The sequence below is a fragment of the Specibacter cremeus genome (assembly GCF_003946885.1).
Classification (GTDB): domain Bacteria; phylum Actinomycetota; class Actinomycetes; order Actinomycetales; family Micrococcaceae; genus Specibacter; species Specibacter cremeus.
This window is the reverse complement of the sequence record NZ_RWKQ01000003.1, coordinates 71,336-90,408: the sequence shown is the minus strand read 5'-3', so window position 1 is coordinate 90,408 and position 19,073 is coordinate 71,336. Positions and strand designations below refer to the sequence as shown.

Annotated in this window: 13 protein-coding genes; 11 read left to right on the top strand and 2 right to left on the bottom strand. The window is 68.4% G+C overall.

The features are described from left to right. The first annotated feature begins 412 nt into the window (after positions 1-412). On the top strand, positions 413-3,565 hold the full coding sequence (locus EJC77_RS01800; protein ID WP_125609863.1) for a glycoside hydrolase domain-containing protein: 3,153 nt from the start codon (positions 413-415) through the stop codon (positions 3,563-3,565). Here EJC77_RS01800 and EJC77_RS01795 read toward each other — a convergent pair. Continuing rightward, positions 3,562-4,575: a formylglycine-generating enzyme family protein gene (locus EJC77_RS01795; protein ID WP_240629646.1), complete on the bottom strand. Its 1,014-nt coding sequence runs from the start codon at positions 4,573-4,575 to the stop codon at positions 3,562-3,564. The genes EJC77_RS01800 and EJC77_RS01795 overlap by 4 nt on opposite strands. A gap of 455 nt (positions 4,576-5,030) precedes the next feature. Between EJC77_RS01795 and EJC77_RS01790 the strand changes: the two genes are divergently transcribed. The 5 genes from EJC77_RS01790 to EJC77_RS01770 all read left to right on the top strand — a co-directional run bounded on the left by EJC77_RS01790 (position 5,031) and on the right by EJC77_RS01770 (position 10,987). Beyond that, entirely contained in the window at positions 5,031-5,909 is an 879-nt protein-coding gene (locus EJC77_RS01790) for an ABC transporter permease (protein WP_420820287.1), read from the top strand. 27 nt (positions 5,910-5,936) lie between these two features. Beyond that, the gene (locus tag EJC77_RS01785; RefSeq protein WP_125609860.1) at positions 5,937-6,860 is read left to right on the top strand and encodes a carbohydrate ABC transporter permease; all 924 of its coding nucleotides are present in this window, start codon (positions 5,937-5,939) and stop codon (positions 6,858-6,860) included. A gap of 65 nt (positions 6,861-6,925) precedes the next feature. After that, on the top strand, positions 6,926-8,563 hold the full coding sequence (locus EJC77_RS01780; protein ID WP_125609859.1) for a twin-arginine translocation signal domain-containing protein: 1,638 nt from the start codon (positions 6,926-6,928) through the stop codon (positions 8,561-8,563). A gap of 99 nt (positions 8,564-8,662) precedes the next feature. Beyond that, positions 8,663-9,733 (top strand): LacI family DNA-binding transcriptional regulator, encoded by a 1,071-nt coding sequence (locus tag EJC77_RS01775; protein WP_338069448.1) that lies wholly within the window; start codon positions 8,663-8,665, stop codon positions 9,731-9,733. Between the two features lie 87 nt (positions 9,734-9,820). Beyond that, complete coding sequence (locus tag EJC77_RS01770; RefSeq protein ID WP_125609911.1) at positions 9,821-10,987, top strand: Gfo/Idh/MocA family protein; 1,167 nt, start codon at positions 9,821-9,823, stop codon at positions 10,985-10,987. 106 nt (positions 10,988-11,093) lie between these two features. On the opposite strand, the gene EJC77_RS01765 is transcribed toward EJC77_RS01770, so the two are convergent. Then, positions 11,094-12,032, bottom strand: a complete 939-nt coding sequence (locus EJC77_RS01765) for a LysR family transcriptional regulator (protein ID WP_125609857.1) — start codon at positions 12,030-12,032, stop codon at positions 11,094-11,096. A 106-nt stretch (positions 12,033-12,138) separates the two neighbouring features. Here EJC77_RS01765 and tdh point away from each other — a divergent pair, with 106 nt between their 5' ends. The 5 genes from tdh to EJC77_RS01740 all read left to right on the top strand — a co-directional run bounded on the left by tdh (position 12,139) and on the right by EJC77_RS01740 (position 19,073). Continuing rightward, positions 12,139-13,191: an L-threonine 3-dehydrogenase gene (gene tdh / locus EJC77_RS01760; protein WP_125609856.1), complete on the top strand. Its 1,053-nt coding sequence runs from the start codon at positions 12,139-12,141 to the stop codon at positions 13,189-13,191. Positions 13,192-13,212: 21 nt separating this feature from the next. Further along, a complete protein-coding gene (locus EJC77_RS01755) occupies positions 13,213-14,406 on the top strand; it encodes a glycine C-acetyltransferase (RefSeq protein ID WP_125609855.1) in 1,194 nt (397 codons plus the stop codon). A gap of 47 nt (positions 14,407-14,453) precedes the next feature. Continuing rightward, on the top strand, positions 14,454-16,166 hold the full coding sequence (locus tag EJC77_RS01750) for a PucR family transcriptional regulator (RefSeq protein ID WP_125609854.1): 1,713 nt from the start codon (positions 14,454-14,456) through the stop codon (positions 16,164-16,166). A gap of 270 nt (positions 16,167-16,436) precedes the next feature. Further along, a complete protein-coding gene (locus tag EJC77_RS01745) occupies positions 16,437-18,041 on the top strand; it encodes an ABC transporter substrate-binding protein (RefSeq protein WP_125609853.1) in 1,605 nt (534 codons plus the stop codon). 18 nt (positions 18,042-18,059) lie between these two features. Beyond that, positions 18,060-19,073 carry an ABC transporter permease gene (locus EJC77_RS01740; protein WP_205786763.1) on the top strand — a complete coding sequence of 338 codons (1,014 nt, stop codon included), beginning with the start codon at positions 18,060-18,062 and terminating at the stop codon, positions 19,071-19,073.

The following is a 19,073-nucleotide window of genomic DNA, read 5'->3' as shown; positions in this document are numbered from 1 at the left end:
AACCTGAACGGCGGGCCGCCGTCGGGGCCCCGTGGGTAGGTGCGCTTGGCGTGTTGATGAATGCCGAGACTCTGGATGGGGAAAGTAAGCCGGAGCTGCACCTGGCGAATCATCCCGTATTCGCTGGGGTGAGCGCACCGGATGTGGGCGCCGTCCTCGCCGGTTTCGCCGGCTACTTCATGGACATGTCGCGCCACCCCACTCCGTCCGGGGATCCCTACGCTAACGCGCGTTTCAGCGACGGGAGGCCGACGCCCTGCTCCACTGGCTGGCGCTCCGGCTCCCTTCCGCACGATGAGAGGGGGAGGTCCCTCGCCGAGGTGCCGGCGTGGTGAGGTGACCTCCCAATGTCCGTAATATGAGTGATTGAGAATCACAATACTGCTTTCCGATCATCAAGAATCACGAAAGCATGGATGTGCCATTGTCACTGCCGTCCGAACCGCAGTGGAGCCGAACCGCCCTGGAGCTGAACCGCATGCACAACCCCGCCACCGTAATGCCCGCCGCCCGCCCGATCGCGCCGCCATCGCGCCTGCACCCGGAGCTTGACTGCGGAACGGGGGAGTGGGACAAGCTCCTGTACGGCAACCACAGGATCGTGGTGGTGGCGCCCGGCGTCCCGGAGGGTGCAGCCGGTCCCCGCGCCAACACCGTCACCCTGCCCTGGCGCAGGCAGGACCCCGATCCCGCCGCGGTGGACGTGATCGTGGTGTCCGCGGCCACCGGCACGCGCGTGCACAATGTGGTGGCCGGCCCGCAGAGCGCCGCCGCCGGCCACTTCACCTTTGAACCCGTGGACGGCGGCGGCACGTACTACTTTTACTACCTGCCCTACGCCCTGGTGGGGCCCGCGCACTATCCCCAGGCCCAATACCTGCCGGCCCGCCCGACGGCGGATCCAGCCTGGGTGCGGGACATCGCCGGCGGCGTGTGGCCCGCCGACCATGGGTACTCCGAGGCGAGGGCCGTGCGGTACGAGGCCGCCAGTGATTGGGATTCCTTCGCCCCGATGAACTTCACCGCGACAGCGGGCGAGCTGTCAGCGCTGCGTGCACAACATCCCGGCGCGCCGTTCCTGCTTTTCGCCCAGGACCGGCTGCACCCGGTGTCGATGCGCTCCGCCATACCGGCGCACTGGGCGTTGGAGGGACCCGTCGCCGCGGCATCGCCGGACGCCCCCGCGGGGCGCCTGACCGCGCAGGCGCGGCCCGGCGAGGACTACGTGCTGCAGCTGGGTCTGTATGCGCTGGCGGATCTGGACGGCATCGGCGTGTCCGTACACGTCCCCGGCGGGCAGGCCGGGGCACGCTGTGTGAACACGGCCGGCGTGGACCGGCTCGGCCGCCCGTTCACCAAAACGCTGGTGCTGGCCGACGGCTCCGTCCAGGCCCTTTACGTGGTGGTGCCGGTCCCCGGGGAGGCTGCAGGAACCACGCTTGAGGCCGTCGTCACCGTGGCCGGGCCGGCCGGCAGCGCCGCTGTGGCGCTTGGTCTGGAGGTGGCCGCCGCCGACACGGATTGCGCGGAACCGGATGGTGCCGCCGACAGCGACCCCGGGTCGCTGCACCGTCTCGCGTGGCTCGATTCCACACTGGCCCAGGACGACGAACTCGTCCGCCCCTTCACACCCGTGACCCTCGACGAGGGCACCCGGACCCTGGGCATCCTCGGACGGACCATGGTGCTTGCCGCCAACGGCCTGCCGGCCCAGCTTTCGTCCTCCTTCACGGCCGCGGTGACCGACACCGATGGCCCGGATCGCAGGCTTCTGCGGCGTCCACTGTCAGTGGAACCGCAATTCAGCGCCGGCCCCGTCCGCTGGGACCACTCGCCTGTTCGGTTCACCATTCACGGGCCGGCCCGAATCGGCTGGGAATGCACGTGGACCAGCCCCGTCACATCCCTGGTGGTCACCGTCGAGGGGCAGCTGGAGGCCGACGGCGCCGCGGACTTCGCCGTTCGGCTGCACCTTCCCGGCGGCGTCGGTGACGACATGGAGCTGGACGACGTGCGGCTGGCGATGGCCCTGGACGCGGCTGCCGTGCCGTATGCCATGGGCCTGGGCGTGCCCGGCGGCCTGCGTCCCAAGCGCCTCGACTGGGACTGGGACGTGGCCGCCCGCAACCAGGACGCGCTCTGGCTCGGCGATGCCAACATCGGGGTGCAGCTGGTCCTGCGGGACGACAACTACGCGCGCCCGCTGAACACGAACTTCTACCGTGAAAAGCCGCTGAATGCGCCAACGTCCTGGGCCAATCCGGACACCCCCGGTGCCGCGGGGGTCACGCTTCGGGACGGGGCTGCGGAGGGAGGAACAGGCGTCGTGCTTGAGGCCTTCAGCGGGCCGCGGACCATGGCGCCCGGGGACGGGCTCAACTATGGCTTCCGGCTGCTGCTGACCCCCTTCAAGCCGATCAATCCGCAACGCCAGCTGGCCAACAGGTACTTCCATGACCAAGGCAGCGTGGCGGAGATTGCGGCCACCGGTGCCACCGTGGTCAACGTCCATCACGCCACGGCCCTGGCGCCCTACATCAACGACCCCCTGCTGAGCAGCGCCGCGCTGGCCGGCTACGTGGAAGAGGCCCATGCGGCCGGGCTGAAGGTCAAGGTGTACGACACCGTGCGGGAGCTGACCGCGCACAGCCCGGACATCTTGCCCTTGCTGTCGCTGGACGGAGAGATCTTCAGCCCCGGGCCGGGCGCAGGGCACATCTGGCCGCAGGAACACGCAGGGCAGAACTACGTTTCCGCCTGGTACGCGCCCAACGTCGACGACGTCGCGGTGGTCACGACGGGGGAGTCGCGCCTGCAGAACTGGTACATCCGCGGGCTGGACGAGCTGCTGCGCCGGACCGGCGCGGACGGCATCTACCTCGACGACATCGCCTTCGACCGGCACGCCATGAAGCGGGTCCGCAAGGTGCTCCAGCGGCGGTGCGCGGACCCGGAAATCGACCTCCACTCGGCCAACCAGTTCAACGCGAAGGACGGCTTCGCCTCCTCGGCCAACATGTACCTGGAGCACTTGCCCTACACGGACCGGCTGTGGCTGGGCGAATACTTCGACTACGACGGCACCGACCCGGCGTACTGGCTCGTGGAAGTTTCCGGCATCCCGTTCGGGCTCATGGGAGAGATGCTCGAAGGCGGAGGCAACCCGTGGCGGGGGCTGGTGTTCGGCATGACCGGCCGGGCACCGCGGGTGGACAATAGGCCGCTGTGGGACTTTTGGGCCACACACGGGCTGGACGCGGCGCCGATGGTGGGGCACTGGGATCCGGGTGCGCCGGTGCGGACGAGCCACTCCGACGTGCTGGCGACATCGTGGATCACGCCGTCGGGGCTGGTCACGGCCTTGGCGAGCTGGGCGCCGGAGACCGTCTCTGTGACCCTGGAGTTTGCGACCGGGTTCGGGCACTTGGCCGAATCGGCGGTTGTCGCTGCACCGATTGCGGGTTTCCAGCCCGGCGCCGTCTACCAGTCCGGGGACGCCATCACGGTGGAACCCGGGCGGGGTGCCGTGCTGGTGGTTAACGGCCGGGGTGTCCGGCGGGCCTAACGGCTGGGGGCGACCGTCCTGAAGCCGCAGTTGCCGCTCGCCGATTCGGGGGAGTTGGAGCTGCGCGCGGCGAGCCGGTAGCGGTTGCAATAAGAGTCGTGGCACAGGTAGGAGCCGCCGCGCATGACCCGGCCCCGGCCGATGGTTGGTCCGGGGGGATCCTCCACGGTGCCCTTGGCCAGGCATGACTTGTAGTACTTGGGCAGGAACCAGTCGGCGCACCATTCCCACACGTTGCCGCTGGTCTGGAACAGCCCGTAGGCGTTTGGCTCGAAGGTGCGCACGGGCGCGGTGGTGAGGAAGCCGTCGTCGCACGTGTTTTCCGTGGGGAAGGTGCCCTGCCAAATATTGCAGCGGTGGACGTCGGTGCCGTCCGCCGCCACCCCGTGCAGCTCGTTGCCCCACGGATAGCGCGCCTGCGCCAACCCGCCGCGTGCGGCATACTCCCACTGCGCCTCCGTGGGCAGGGTACGCCCGGCCCAGGCGCAGTATGCCAGCGCGTCGGAGTGCGAGACCTGCACCACCGGGTGGTCAGGGATGTCCTCCCAGCTCGAAAGCGGCCCGGCGGGGTGCGCCCAGTCCGCGTCGCGCACATTCAGCCACCACGGGGTGCCGGCCGCCGTGCCCAGGATGTCCGCCTTGTCTGCCTGCACGGCGAGGTGGAACACGGCCGAGGTGCCGTAGACCTCGGATTCGGTGCGGTACCCGGTGGCATCGATGAAGGCGGCGAACTGGGCGTTGCTCACGGCCGTGGCATCGATCCGGAAGGCGGAGACGCTGACCTCATGGACGGGCGTTTCGCCGTCGGCGGGATAGCCCTCGCCGAAGGGGTCGCCCATGGCAAAGGTCCCGGCCGGGACGGCGACGTCGTCATGGACGGCACCCGCACCCGGCGCCGGATCTGCCGGGGTGAACGCCCCGGGGGCGCCCGCCGCCTGCGCATCGGCGGCGACGTCTGCGCGCGCCGGCGCGGACGCAGGGCGGCCTTCCGGGCTGCAACAACTGGACACAACTACTCCTTCGCGGATGCGGTGGGGACAGTCACCGATCCCTGCCGTGGCTTGCCTCAATTGTGGCGCACGGTGCGGCTGTGGCCGCAATCCCGCGCCCGGCGACTGTTGCCTCCACCCCGCACCCATGAGAGAACATGACGTATTTGGGAAATTTGAATCAAGATCTTGCACGGAGTCGGTGCGTAACCTATGGTTGTTAAACGGTTAACAACATGTGGCGGGCCTCACAATCCGTGCTATCCGCCACGGCGCCGCCGCATCCCCAGAACCCACCACCAGGAGCACCCATGAGCCCGACGACACGTCAGGAAACCCTGGAGACGTCGGCTGCCACCGTGCAGTCCGGCGCACGTTCCACCCGCCCATCCGCAGGTCACCGCGGCAAGCCGGCCAGGCGCAAAACCGCCGTGCACCACGTTCCGTTCAAGGTCCGCTGGCGCAGGGATTGGCAGATGGTCCTCATGATGGTTCCCGGCGTGGTGGTCATGCTCCTTTTCGCCTACATCCCCATCCTTGGAAACGTGATCGCGTTCCAGGACTACCAGCCCTACCTGAGCATCTTTGAGGCGCCGTTCGTGGGGATTGAGAAGTTCGTGGGGTTGTTCGACGACCCGGACTTCCTCGGCGCATTCCGCAACACCATGGTGCTGGCCACCACCCAGCTGGTGCTCTTCTTCCCGATCCCGATCATCCTGGCCCTGGTGGTTGATTCACTGTCGAACGGGCGCGTCCGCAAGGTCTTCCAGTCGATCGTCTACTTGCCGCACTTCCTGTCCTGGGTTCTGGTGATCACCTTCTTCCAGGAGTTTCTGGGAGGCGCCGGCTTCATCAACAACACGCTCAAGCTGATGGGGCTGGGCACCATCCCGTTCATGACCGACCCTGCCACGTTCCCTCTCATGGCCACCATCCAGCTCGTCTGGAAGGACGCCGGATGGGCCATGATCATCTTCCTGGCGGCGTTGTCCACCGTCGACGTCTCCCTCTACGAGGCCGCGGCTGCCGACGGTGCCGGGCGGTGGCGCCGGCTGTGGCACGTCACCTTGCCCTCGCTGCGCCCGGTGATCATCCTGCTGCTCATCCTGCGCATCGGCGACATCCTCAGCGTCGGGTTCGAGCAGTTCATCCTGCAACGGGACAATGTCGGCCCGGGCGCCGCCGAGGTCCTCGACACCTACGTCTATTACTCGGGCGTCATCGGCGGCGACTGGAGTGCCGGCGCTGCCGCCGGCCTCGCCAAGGGCGTCATCAGCGCATTGCTCATCTGGGGGGCGAACTCCCTGGCTCACAAGTTCGGCGAGGCCGGGCTCTTCCAGAAGAAGGTCGGCTAGGCTCCGCCGGCCGCAAGGAGAACTCTCATGACTTTGTTGAAATCCAAAAAGGTTCCCGGACTGACCTACTCCTCGAACAGGCCCGCCTGGAAGGAGAAGCCCTCCGCGCTCTATTCGGCGATGAAGGCGCTGATCGTCGTCGGCGTGACCGTCTGCATCGGCCTGCCGGTGCTGATTGTGTTCTCGACGTCGTTCGCCGACAACACCCAGATCCTGCAGTCCGGCGGCTACGTCCTGTGGCCCACGCACCCGAACCTTGACGCGTACCGGACACTGTTCTCGGGAACCCTGATGATCCGGGCGCTGGGGGTCAGTGCCTTCATCACCATCGTCGGCACCGCCATTGCCTTGTTCGTCACCATCCTGCTGGCCTATGCCACCAGCCGTCCGGTGCTCTTCGGCCGCCCCGTGGTGCTGGCCGTGCTGTTCACCATGCTCTTCAGCGCCGGCATCATCCCCATGTACCTGATGATCAAGCAGCTGGGGCTGATCGACAGCCTCTGGGCGCTGATCCTTCCCGGTGCCCTGGGCGGCTTCAACTTTGTTGTCATGCGCTCGTTCTTTATGAACATCCCGGCCGAGCTGCTTGAGAGCGCGCGCATCGACGGCGCGAGCGACTGGAAGATCCTGTGGACCATGGTGCTGCCGCTGTCCAAGGCTGTCACCGCCGTCGTCGGGCTGTTCTATGCGGTGGGCATCTGGAACGCGTTCTTCAACGCGCTGCTCTACCTCAACGACACGTCCAAGTGGCCCGTCCAGGTGGTGCTGCGCTCCTATGTCCTGCAGGGGAAGTCGATGACGGCTGACCAGCTGGGAGTTGCCGTGCAGACCCAGCCGCAATCGCTGCAAATGGCGGTGGTGGTCATCGCCCTGGTGCCGATCCTGCTCGTCTACCCATTCCTTCAGCGGCACTTCACCAAGGGCGTCATCACCGGTGCCGTCAAGGGGTGAAACCCTCCCGACTTTCCTGAACCAAATAGCCAAAACTACAAAAATCACCAACGAAAGGACGCACCATGTCTTCAGCCACAACTGCCGGTTTCAGCCGGCGGGGATTCCTGGGCATGCTCGGTGTCGGCGCGGCAACCCTTGCCATAGGCACCTCATTGTCGGCGTGCAGCTCGTCCGGATCGGGCGGCAACGCTGCCGCCTCGGCCGCGGTCAAGCTGCCCACCTACAAGGAATTCACAGGCATCAAGCCCGATCTGCCGGGCAACGCCCAAGGCCTCCAGCCGGCATTCCTCTCGATGCCCAAGAGCTTCGTCAAGACGACCTCCAAGGCGCCTTTGACGCAGGACCTGTCGGCGTACACGGAGACGTTCGCCACGCCGCCGCCCGGCATGGACTCGAACCCGTTCTGGCAGCGGCTGAACACTGCCCTGGGCGCCAAGCTGAACCTGACCATCGGCACTGACCCGGGCTACCCGGACAAGTTTGCCACCATGCTGGCCAGCGGCGACCTGCCGGACCTGATGTGGCTGCCGCCGAACCAGGGCATTCCCAACGTCGGGCCCATGCTGGAAGCCAAGTTCACCGACATGACCAAGTACCTCTCCGGTGATGCTGTGCTTCAGTACCCCAATCTGGCCGCGCTGAAGCCGGACTCTTGGAAAACCGCCGTCGTCAACGGCAAAATCTGGGGAGCCCCGATTCCGTCCACCCCCATGGGCCAGGTCATGATCGGCAATCCGGAGATGTGGAGCAAGGTGGGCGGCTTCAAGTTCACCTCAACCGACGACTTCATGGCCAAGGGAGCCGAAGTGCTCAAAGCCTTCCCCGGAAGCTTTGTGCTGGGCAGCGACTACATCAATGAGATGCACATGTTTGGCGAATGGTTCGGTGTGCCCACCGGCTGGCGCCTGAACAAGGACCGCACCCTGACCCACATGTATGAGACCCCCGAATACAAGGCCATGCTGGCATTTGCCGCCAAGGTGTTCAAGGCAGGCTTCTTCAACCCGGACACCACGCTCTCCAGTTTCAACGCGCCGTTCGTGGCCAACAAGCTGGCCGCCTACGTCTCGGTGGGCCCCACCGGCATCAGCGAGGTCCGCGCGGCCGACCCCACCCGCCACGGCGAAGTATTGATCCCCTTCGGCCATGACGGCAAGGCCACGCCGGTCTATGACATGGGCTACGGCACCGTCGGCTTCACGCCATTGAAGAAAACCACGGACGAAAAGCGGATCCGCGAGATCCTGGACTTCTACAACTGGATGGCCGCGCCCTTTGGCAGCGCAGAGTACCTGCAGAAGAACTTCGGCACCGAGGGCCAGGACTTCACGTTCGACAAGAACGGCAACCCCGTGTTCACCAAGGCCGGAAACACCAACGCCCCCGGTCTGGTCAGTGCGCTGCAAATCATGTCCAGCCCGGAGAATCCGATCTACAGCGCCTCCTTCACCGAAGACACCCAGGCCATTTACGACGCCTCCAAGCAGCTGCTGCAGTACGCCAGCCGGAACCCCACCGCAGGCACGTACTCGGACACCAGCTCCAAGGTGGGCGCCAAGCTCACCACCTCCGCCCGGGACACCGCCACCGACATCCTCACCGGCCGTGCCGGCGTGGACACCTGGGATGCGGCAGTGGCGAAGTGGAAGAGCGGCGGCGGCGACAAAATGCGCGAGGAGTACCAGAAGGCGCTGGTGTAAGACTGTAAGTTCGGGTCTTGGGCCACAGGCGCCGTGGCGGCAGCAGGATGCGGCCGCAACGGCGCCTATAGGCTCAAGCAATGCGCCGTCAGGCACTTCATGAGGATTGCTTTGCACGGACCATTGGAAGGAAAGCAGGGGAGTTCAATGAATTCGGCAAGTGTGTCGCCACGGCGTGCCACCATTCGTACTGTCGCCCAGGCGGCGGGAGTCTCCACGGCGACGGTTTCCTATGTCCTTTCCGGCCGGTCGGGACGGACCGATGCCCCCGGGGTGTCCACCGAAACGGAGCTGCGGGTGAGGGAGGCTGCGCTGGGGCTGGGCTACCGCCCCAACCAGGCGGCCCGGACCATCCGGACCGGCAAGTCGAACCTGATGATGCTTTCACTGACCATGCTTTCCGACCCGTGGTCCCTGTCCGTCAGCAAGGCGGTGGGCGCTGCTGTTGCCCCGGCCGGCATCACGCCCATGATCCTCGCCGACACCGACTGGCGCACCGCCATCAAGCGGCAGGGGGCCGATGTTGTCTTCATCGATGCCGCGGATGAGGAAGGGGACGCCCAACTCCTGGCCGAACTCGCCCGGAGCAACCGGCTCGTCGTCTTCAGCGAAACCCTTGAACCCAACGGCTTCGACGTAGTCCGTTCCCTGGCGGGAACGTCCATGGACCAGGCCATGGACCACCTGACGGCAGTCCACACCAAGGTGGCGTGCCTGACGTCTGCGAACAGCCTGAGGTCCTTGAACTCGGTCCGGTACGGCGCGTACGTGCGGGGGCTGGAACGAGCGGGCCTCGAGCTGCGCGAGAACTACGTGGCGACGTTCGACGGCGACGAAATCAGCGCCTATGAAGCTGCCGTCACCCTGCTGCGGCAGCCCGACCCGCCCACGGCCATCTTCGCCACCTCTGACTTCGTGGCCATTGCCGCGGTGCATGCGGCCCAGCGGCTGCGGCTGGACGTGCCTGGGGACCTGGCGGTGGTGGGCATTGGCAACACCCTGCAGGGCGAGGCGATGGCGCCGTCACTGACCAGCGTTGGCCCGTCCGGCTTCTTTGACAGGCTGGCCGACTTCCTGGTGCGCCGGGCGAAGGACCAGTCCGGCCCGCCGCAGGTCCTGGAATTTCCCTGGCAGCTTTTGGTGCGCGACACCGCGCCGGCCGCCCCCTGACTTTTTGAGATTGAAGAAATAGAGAGAAGAAGTGTTGTGACTGATTTGGTAGAGGCCGTGCCTGAGCAGGCCGGGGCCACGCGTGACATGCGTGTGGGGATTGTGGGTTTCGGTTTGCGGGCGTCGCTGTGGCGTCATGTGCACAAGCCCGGTGAGGGGTCTGAGGTGGTCATGGTGTGCGACACTTCGGAGCGCGGCCGGGCCGACGCGGCGGAGAAGCTCCCGACGGCGGTTGTCACCGCTGACCTGGAGGATCTGTTGGGTGCCGGGCTGGATGCGGTTTTGGTGCTGACCCCGGACAACCGCCATGCCGAGATCGCGGTCCGGACGTTGAAAGCGGGGATTCCCACGTTCTGCGAGAAGCCCCTGGACGTGACCTTGGAGGCGGCCGACGCCGTCCTGGCCACCGCCTTCGAAACGGGGACGCGGCTGTATGTGGGGCACAACATGCGCCACATGCCGGTGGTGGTGCAGATGCGTGAGCTGATCGCCTCCGGGGCGATCGGAGAGGTGAAGGCCGTCTGGTGCCGCCACTTTGTGGGCAACGGCGGGGACTACTACTTCAAGGACTGGCACGCCGAGCGCGCCAACACCACCAGTCTGCTGCTGCAAAAGGGCGCCCATGACATTGACGTGATCCACTGGCTCGCCGGCGGCTATTCCAAGCGGGTCTCGGCTATCGGTGGCCTGGCCGTTTACGGCGACGTCACCAGCCGCAGGGACAACTCGGACCGGCGCATGGGTGACTGGTTCTCGCTGGACAACTGGCCGCCCACGGAGCAGACGGACCTCAACCCGGTCATCGACGTCGAGGACATTTCGATGATGCAGATGGTGCTGGACAACGGGGCCCTGGCCTCGTACCAGCAGTGCCACTTCACGCCTGACTATTGGCGCAACTACACGGTCATTGGCACCAAGGGCCGGATTGAGAACTTTGGCGACGGGCCCGGCGATTTCATCCATGTGTGGACCACCCGTTCCCAGGGTGGCCTGGTGGAGCCGGATGAGAAGGTGGAGATTCGCGACGGTGACGGCGGCCATGGCGGGGCGGATCCGCTGCTGATTGCCGAATTCCTCCGCTTTGCCCGCGAGGGTGGTGCCACCGCGACCTCCCCGGTTGCGGCCCGCGCCTCTGTGGCGGCCGGCGTCCTGGCGGCACAGTCCCTGCGCACCGGCGGGGGGTCGCTGGATGTCCCGGCCCTGCCCCAGGACCTCATCGCCTACTTCGAGGCCGGCCAGCCCGCCCGGTGATTGAGCCTGCCGAAATCCGCGGGGGTCTCGACAAGCTCGACCACCGGTTCGGTGATTGAGCCTGCCGAAATCCCGGGTCTCGACAAGCTCGACCACCGGGGCGGAATCAGGCCGCCAGCCGCGCCATGACGTGTTGCAGCGCCTCGGCGACGATCAGCACCGATGCCCGCTTGAGGCTCTCCGGCCGGGCGAGCAGGTCGATGCGCCGGCGCGTGCTGATGCCGCTCAACGGGCGCAGCACCACCCCCGGGTCAAGCGCGGGCGCCGACGTGTAGCGCGGCAGCAGCCCGACGACGTCGCCGGTCGCCACCAGCGCCGCGACGGTCGAATAGTCGTTGATCCGGTGCACCACGTTGACCGGCCGGCTCGCCATGGCGCCAATGGCCGCCAGCACGTCGGCGGGGGAGTAGCCGGCGCGGCTCGTGACCCACGGTTGATCGACGACGTCGGCGGGAGACAGGGCCGTTTGGCCCGCCAGCGGGTGGTGGACGGACAGGGCGACGTCCAGCGGTTCGTGGGCCAGGGGGATGACGTGCACCTTCGACGCCGGCCAGGCGGGGCTGTGGTCCATGCGGTGGGCGAGGACCAGGTCGTAGCGGGCCGTGAGCGCGGGAAAGTCGTGCTGCGCCACGTCCTCGTCGCTCAACCGGACCTGCGGCGCGCCGCCCGCGCCGTCGTCGTCCGCCGGCGCCGCGCGCTGGGCGGCGAGCTCGCGCACCAGGGGGCCGAACAGGGCCTGCCCGGCGCTGTGGAAGCCGCTGATGGTGACCGTGCCCAGGCGGTCCTGCTCGTAATTGCCGATCGCGGCGCGCGCCCCGGCCATGGCACTGATGACCTGGGCGCCGGCGTCCGCGAGCACCTGGCCGGCCTCGGTGAGCACCAGGTTCCGCCCGTCCTTGCGCGTCAGCGGCGTGTCGATGCCGCGCTGCAGCACCGCCAGCTGCTGGGAGACGGCGGACGGGGTGACGGACAGTGCCTCGGCCACGGCCTTGACACTGCCGAGCTCGCCAAGTTCGCGCAGCATCTGCAGTTGGTGGATCTCCACCCGCCCACGCTACCAGTTAGTCTCGGCTAATTTGAAGATGGAGGAATTTTCAATTGTGCTAAATGGTAATCGGGGCTGTAATGGAAGCCATGAAGGCACTGGACCATTGAAGGCACTGTACAAGTCCGGCCCGCACGCCGGCTTCGAGCTCGTCGACCGCCCCGAACCGGCCCCCGGCCGCGCCGACGTGCTCATCCGCGTCCGCGCCACCGGCATCTGCGGCACCGACCTGCACATCCAGGCCTGGGACGCGTGGGCTGCGGAGAACATCAACGCCCCGCTGATCGCCGGCCACGAGTTCTACGGCGAGGTCGTGGCGGTCGGCGACGAGGTGGGCAACATCAGGGTCGGTGACAAGGTCTCCGGCGAGGGCCATGTGGTGTGCGGCATGTGCCGCAACTGCCGGGCCGGGCGGCGGCAGATGTGCATCAACACCGTCTCCGTCGGCGTCCAGCGTGACGGGGCGTTCGCCGAATACGTGGTCATCCCCGAAACGAACGTGTGGGTGCACCATGACCCGTCCGTCACACCCGAGCTCGGCGCCATCTTCGACCCCTTCGGCAACGCCGTCCACACGGCGCTCAGCTACGGACTCGTCGGCGAGGACGTGCTCATCACCGGCGCCGGCCCCATCGGGCTGATGGCCGCCGCCGTCGCCCGGCACGCCGGGGCCCGGCATATCGTCATCACCGACGTCTCCGAACCCCGGCTGGCGATGGCCGCCGCGATGGGCGCCGACCTGGCCGTCAACGTCGCCACCACGCGGCTGCGGGAAGCCCAGCGGGAACTGGGCATGCGCGAGGGCTTCGACGTGGGATTGGAGATGTCCGGCCACCCGGGCGCGCTGCCGGAGATGATCGACAACATGAACCATGGCGGGCGCATCGCCATGCTGGGGCTGCCCAGCGAGCCGATCGACATCAACTGGGGGAAGGTGGTCACGCATATGCTCACGCTCAAGGGCATCTACGGCCGGGAGATGTTCGAGACCTGGTACGCCATGAGTGCCATGCTGTCCTCCAACCCGGTGCTGCACGCGGCCATCTCCTCCGTCGTCACGGACACGCTGCCGGCCACGGACTGGGAGTGCGGCTTCGAGATCGCGAAGTCCGGCCGCGGCGGCAAGGTCGTGCTGGACTGGTCCGTCTTTTCCGCCTGATCGCCAGAACAAAGGAGCACCATGTACACCGCCATGAAGGACCAGCTCGCCGCGGAACTGGACGAGATCCGCGCGTCCGGCCTGTTCAAGACCGAGCGGCGCATCACCTCCCCGCAGTCTAGCCACGTCCGGGCCGGGGACCACGAGGGCGTGCCCGTCCTGAACTTCTGCGCCAACAACTACCTGGGCCTGGCCGACCATCCGGACATCATCGCCTCGGCCAAGGCCGCCATGGATGCGCGCGGCTTCGGCATGGCCAGCGTGCGATTCATCTGTGGCACCCAGGACCTGCACCTGGCCCTGGAGCGGCGGGTCGCCGAATTCCTGGGCACCGAGGACACCATCTTGTTCTCGTCCTGCTTCGACGCCAACGGCGGCGTATTCGAGTCCCTGTTCGGCCCGGAGGACGCCATCATCTCCGATGCCCTCAACCATGCCTCGATCATCGACGGGATCCGGCTGTCGAAGGCCGCCCGGTACCGGTACGCGAACCAGGACATGGCCGACCTCGAGGCCCAGCTGAAGGCGGCCGCCGGCGCCCGGCGCAGGGTCGTCGTCACGGACGGCGTGTTCTCCATGGACGGCTACCTGGCCCCGCTGGCCGCCATCTGCGACCTGGCCGAGGCGTACGACGCGCTCGTCATGGTGGACGACTCGCACGCCGTCGGCTTCATGGGGGCCACCGGCGCCGGCACGCCCGAGCACGCCGGCGTCTCCGACCGCGTGGACATCTACACCGGCACGTTCGGCAAGGCCCTGGGCGGCGCGTCCGGCGGGTACGTGTCCGGCCGGGCCGAGATCGTGGCCATGCTGCGGCAGAAGGCGCGCCCTTACCTGTTCTCCAACTCGCTGGCCCCGGCCATCGTCGCGGCCACGCTGACCGCCCTGGACCTGGTGGCCGGCTCCGGCGAGCTGCGGAGCAAGCTGTTCGAGAACGCCGCCCTGTTCCGCCGCCGCATGCAGGACGAGGGCTTCGACCTGCTGGACGGCGAGCACGCGATCGTCCCCGTCATGTTCGGTGATGCCGTCGTGGCGGCCCGGATCGCCGATGAGATGCTGGCCCATGGCGTGTACGTGACGGCGTTCAGCTTCCCGGTGGTGCCGCGCGGCGCCGCCCGGATCCGCGTCCAGCTCTCCGCCGCGCACAGCACGGACGACGTCGAAACGTGCGTGCGTGCCTTCGTCGCCGCCCGCGCGGCGACAGTAGGAGACTGACCCGCGGCGGGCGCCGGCAGCCCCGCGCGACCCGATAGGTTGGTGGCATGAGAGCGACCCATCCGCCCCTGCCCGGCCACACCGCCGGGGCCGGGGCCACGCTGGCCGGGCTGCAGCGGCGGCTGGGCGCCACGCTGCTGCGCTTCGACGCGCCGCTGCCGGCCGCGCCGCGTACCGTCACCGGCGTGTGGCTGGCCGAATCGGGGGGTGGCCCGCTGGCGGACTTGGCCGAGGGCATGCTGGTGCTGGCGCCCGGGCGGCCGGAGGCCGCCGAACTGGACCGGCTGCTGGCGGATCTCGCCCGCGCGAGGGCGGCCGGCGTCGTCCTGCACGCGTCGGTGAGGCCGGACCCGGCGCTGCTGGAGCGCACGCTGGCCGCCGGGGTGGCGGTGCTGGGACTGGCCGAGGGGGCGTCGTGGCTGCGACTGGCCGCCGTGCTGCAGAGCGTCACGGTGGGCGAGGCGGGGCCGGGCGCGGATGCGCCGGAGGGCGTGGCGCCCGACCTGTTCGACGTAGCCAACTCGGTGGCCGCGATCATCGGCGGCCCGGTCACGATCGAGAACCTTGATTCGCGCATCCTGGCCTTCTCCGCCGACCAGGCCGCCGCCGACGAGGCCCGCAAGCAGTCGGTGCTCGGTCACCAGGTGCCGGCCGAGTATTCGCGCCTCCTGCGCTCCCAGGGGGCGTTCAAGGCCATCTACGATTCGTCCACCCCCGTGTTCCTGCCCTCAATCGGCCCCGGCATCCGTCCCCGCGTGGGCATGCGTATCCGTGCCGGCAGCGAGACGGTCGGCTCCATCTGGGCTGTCGTCGACGCGCCCCTGGACCCGCACCGTGACCGAGCCCTGACCGAGGCCGCGGATATGGTGGCGTTGAGCATGTTGCGCGTCCGCACGGCCGCCGACGCCGCCGCCCGGCTGCGCTACGGACTGGTCGTGATGCTGCTCGAGGGCGGCGCGCCCGCGGAGGAGGCCGCGGCCCGGATCGGGTTCGCGGCGCACGGCGTGGCCGTGTTGGCGGCCGGGCTCCACGGCGTGGACGCCGGCACGGCCGAGGGCGAGGCCGAGCTGGACCGGGTGGCCGGGGCGATGGGCCTGCACCTGGACACCGTCAATCCGCTGTCCGTCACGGCGCGGATCGGCGGCCGGGTTTACGGCGTGCTGCCCGTGCCCCGCCGCGGCTTCGGCACCCGGACCGGGGCCGCAGCGGGGCCGGCCGGCGCCCGATCCGAGGGGCCGCCCGCCGCGGAGCACGGCGCCGATCCGGTGCGGCGGGCGGCGGAGAACCTGGTGGCACGGTTGGGCCGTGACACGCTGGCCGTGGGGCTGGGTGCGGTGGTGTCCTCTGCCGGACGGCTGAACCGTTCACGTGCCGAGGCCGATTCGGCGCTGCGCGTGTTGCTGGCCAGGTCACCCGGGCCGGCCCGCACCCGGGTGGCCGCCGGGGCCGACGTGCAGGTAGAGGCGCTCATGATGCGCCTGGCCGACATGCTGGCCGCCGGCCGGGAGGAGGTGAGTGGGCCGCTGGCCGTGCTGGCCGCCCACGACCGCGACCACGCCGGGGACCTGGTGGCCACCCTGGCCGCCTGGCTCGATGCGTTCGGCGACGTGACCGCGGCGGCCGCGGCCGTGCACGTGCACCAGAACACGTTCCGGTACCGGTTGCGGAAGCTGTGCGAGATCGGCGGCATCGACCCCACCGACCCGGACCAGCGCTTCGCTCTGCTGTTGCAGCTGCGGCTGTTCGGCGGGGCACGCTGAACCCAATTGCGGTGCACAAGCGCACCATTCCGGGCCTGTTTCGGCCCGTTTCGGTGCGCTTGTGCACCGTAGCCGGGTTGTCACGGGCGCGCCGGTGGCGGCCCCTTCTCGCCTCAATTGTTGAAACCGACCAGTGCCACGCCAACTTTCGTTGTTTCCGACGATGACCGGCCTTACCCGTGCTGCGACGCTGGTAAGTGACCCGGCCCGGACACCGGACGGGCCGAACGTCGCGGGCCGCCCGGTCCCGCCCTACGGTGTGGAGGACCAATGTCAAGGAAAATGCAGGCCGCCTTGGCGCTCGCCGCCGGCACGGCGCTCGCGCTGTCCGCGTGCGGTGGCGGCGGGAATGCGGCGAGGACGCCATCGGCGGCCGACTACGCCACGGACGGCACGTTCACGGCCTCGATGGTCAGTGACCCGGGCAGCCTGAGCCCACTCATGACCGTCAGCAGCGACGCCCGCCAAGTGGTGAACTTCCTGTACGACCGCATGACGTTCCAGGACCCGGTCACCGGCCAGTTCAAGCCCTGGCTGGCTGCTTCCTGGACGGAGAAGCCGAACGAGGTCACGTTCACGCTCAAGCCCGGCATCACGTGCTCGGACGGTTCCAAGCTGGATGCGCAGACGGTGGCCGACAACTTCAACTTCGTGGCCGACAAGGCCAACAACTCCCCGTTGCGCGGCGCCTGGGTGCCCGGCAACGTGAAGGCCACGGCCGACGTTGCCACCGGCAAGGTCACGCTGGCCACGCCCAAACCGTCCCCGTTTCTGCTGGCCAACGCCTCCAATCTGAACATCGTGTGCGAGGCTGCCCTGAAGAACCCCAAGGCCGCGGACGCCGCGTCCATCGGGTCGGGCCTGTTCACGCTCAAGGAGGCGGTCGCCAACGACCACTACACGCTGGTCCGGCGCGCCGGTTACACCTGGGGTCCGGACGGCAAGACCACGTCCGAGACCCCCGGTGTCCCGGCCACGATCACGTTCAAGATCGTCGCCAATGAGAGCACTGCCGCCAACCTGCTGCTCTCCGGCGCCCTGAACGCGGCCCCCGTCAACGGCCCGGACGAGGCACGGGTGAAGGCGGCGAACCTCACGCCCTTTACCAAGCAGCGACCCGTCGGCGAGATGTTCTACAACCAGCTGGCCGGCAAGCCCACGGCGGACCCGGCCGTGCGCGAGGCGTTGACGGCCGGCCTCGACCTGGACAACGTCACGAAGATCATGACGGCCGGCAAGGGCACCCGCTCCACCCAGCTGTCCGGCGTCGCGCCGCTGGCCTGCCAGCTCGACACCACCAAGGCGCTGCCCGGGTTCGACGCCGCTGCTGCAGCGAAGAAGTTGGACGACGCCGGCTGGCGGCTGGGTGCCGACGGCAAGCGCAGCAAGGACGGCAAGCCGCTCAAGCTGACCCTGCTGTACGAGATCCTCAACGACACCACCACGGCCGCGGCGGAATACACGCAGCAGCAGTGGGCCAAGCTGGGCGTCACGGTGGCGCTCAACGGCGGTGATTCCAACACGGTCGGCACCAAGCTGCTCGGCGGGGCGAACAACGGCGACTGGGACGTGGCCTGGGAACCGGTGAACATCAGCACCCCCAGCACCATCGTGCCGCTGGTCTCCGGCCCGGCGCCCGCCGAGGGCGCCAACTTCGCCTCGATCTCGAACGCCGGCTACGATGCCGCGGTCGCGAAGGCCTCCGCGCTGGTCGGCGAGCCGGCCTGTGCGGCCTGGGGTGAGGCGGAGACGGCGCTGTTCCGCACGGCCGACGTGGTTCCCTTCGCCAGCCAGCCCACCTCCATGTACCTCAACAAGGCGGCCCTGGCGCTGGCGGGATCCCTCACCGGCCCCAGCATCCGGGTACTGAAGTAGCAGGCGGAAGGCGACACCATGACCACGACCATGTCCGCGCTCCCGGCCCGGGCGCCGCGCCGCCCGGCCACCGGCTGGTTCGCACCGGGCAGCTGGAGCCTGTTCGCGGTGCGCCGCGGCGGCCGCTTCCTGGTGGCCATCGTGGTGCTGGTGACGGCGGCGTTCCTGATGCTGCAACTGATTCCGGGCGACCCGGCGCGCGAATCGGTCGGGGCCACGGCACCCGTGGAGGCCGTGAACCTGCGCCGGCATGAACTGGGCCTGGACCAGCCGTTGTGGGTGCAGTACTTCCGGTTTTGGGGCGGGTTGCTGACCGGCCACCCGGGCACGTCCATCACGCTGCGCATGCCGGTGGCGGACGTCATCGGCTCGCGGTTCCCGGCAACGGCCGAACTGGCCGTCATCACGCTGGTCGTGGTCCTGGTGCTGGCCATCCCGCTCGGGTTGCTCGCCGCCGCGCTGACGCGCGGGGGGCGCCGTCGTGGCCTGGAGCTGGGCTTCACATCCGTCACCGGTTTCTTCTCGGTGGTCCCCGAGTTCCTCATGGGCGTCGGGCTGGTCTACCTGTTCGCCGTGTCCACCCAGCTGCTGCCGGTGGCCGGGCGCGGCGGCCCGACGTCGTACGTGCTGCCCGTCGCAGCCCTGTCGATCGGCAGCACCGCGGCGCTGGCCAGGATCGTGCGCGCCGAGGCGCTGGGCGTCCTCGGCAACGACTACATCCGCACGGCCCGCGCCAAGCGGATGCCGGCCATCCGGCTCTACCTGCGCCATGCGCTGCCGAACCTGATGACCTCCACCCTGACGATCGCCGGGCTGTTCCTGGGCTCACTGATCGCCGGGACCGTGCTGGTGGAGAGCATCTTCGCCTGGCCGGGGCTGGGCATGACGATCGTCGATTCGATCCGCAGCAAGGACTACCCGCTGGCGCAGACGCTCGTGGTGGTCTACGGTGCGATCGTGCTCGGCATCAACCTGGTCGTGGACGTGCTGCTGGCCATCCTCGACCCCCGCTCAACCATCAAGGAGAGCTGA

Coding starts and splice junctions, on each gene's coding strand:
- EJC77_RS01785 (WP_125609860.1), top strand. CDS start 5,937: ATGACTTTGTTGAAATCCAAAAAGGTTCCCGGACTGACCTACTCCTCG.
- EJC77_RS01750 (WP_125609854.1), top strand. CDS start 14,454: ATGAGAGCGACCCATCCGCCCCTGCCCGGCCACACCGCCGGGGCCGGG.
- EJC77_RS01790 (WP_420820287.1), top strand. CDS start 5,031: ATGGTCCTCATGATGGTTCCCGGCGTGGTGGTCATGCTCCTTTTCGCC.
- EJC77_RS01780 (WP_125609859.1), top strand. CDS start 6,926: ATGTCTTCAGCCACAACTGCCGGTTTCAGCCGGCGGGGATTCCTGGGC.
- EJC77_RS01745 (WP_125609853.1), top strand. CDS start 16,437: ATGTCAAGGAAAATGCAGGCCGCCTTGGCGCTCGCCGCCGGCACGGCG.
- EJC77_RS01755 (WP_125609855.1), top strand. CDS start 13,213: ATGTACACCGCCATGAAGGACCAGCTCGCCGCGGAACTGGACGAGATC.
- EJC77_RS01770 (WP_125609911.1), top strand. CDS start 9,821: ATGCGTGTGGGGATTGTGGGTTTCGGTTTGCGGGCGTCGCTGTGGCGT.
- EJC77_RS01800 (WP_125609863.1), top strand. CDS start 413: ATGGATGTGCCATTGTCACTGCCGTCCGAACCGCAGTGGAGCCGAACC.
- EJC77_RS01740 (WP_205786763.1), top strand. CDS start 18,060: ATGACCACGACCATGTCCGCGCTCCCGGCCCGGGCGCCGCGCCGCCCG.
- EJC77_RS01775 (WP_338069448.1), top strand. CDS start 8,663: ATGAGGATTGCTTTGCACGGACCATTGGAAGGAAAGCAGGGGAGTTCA.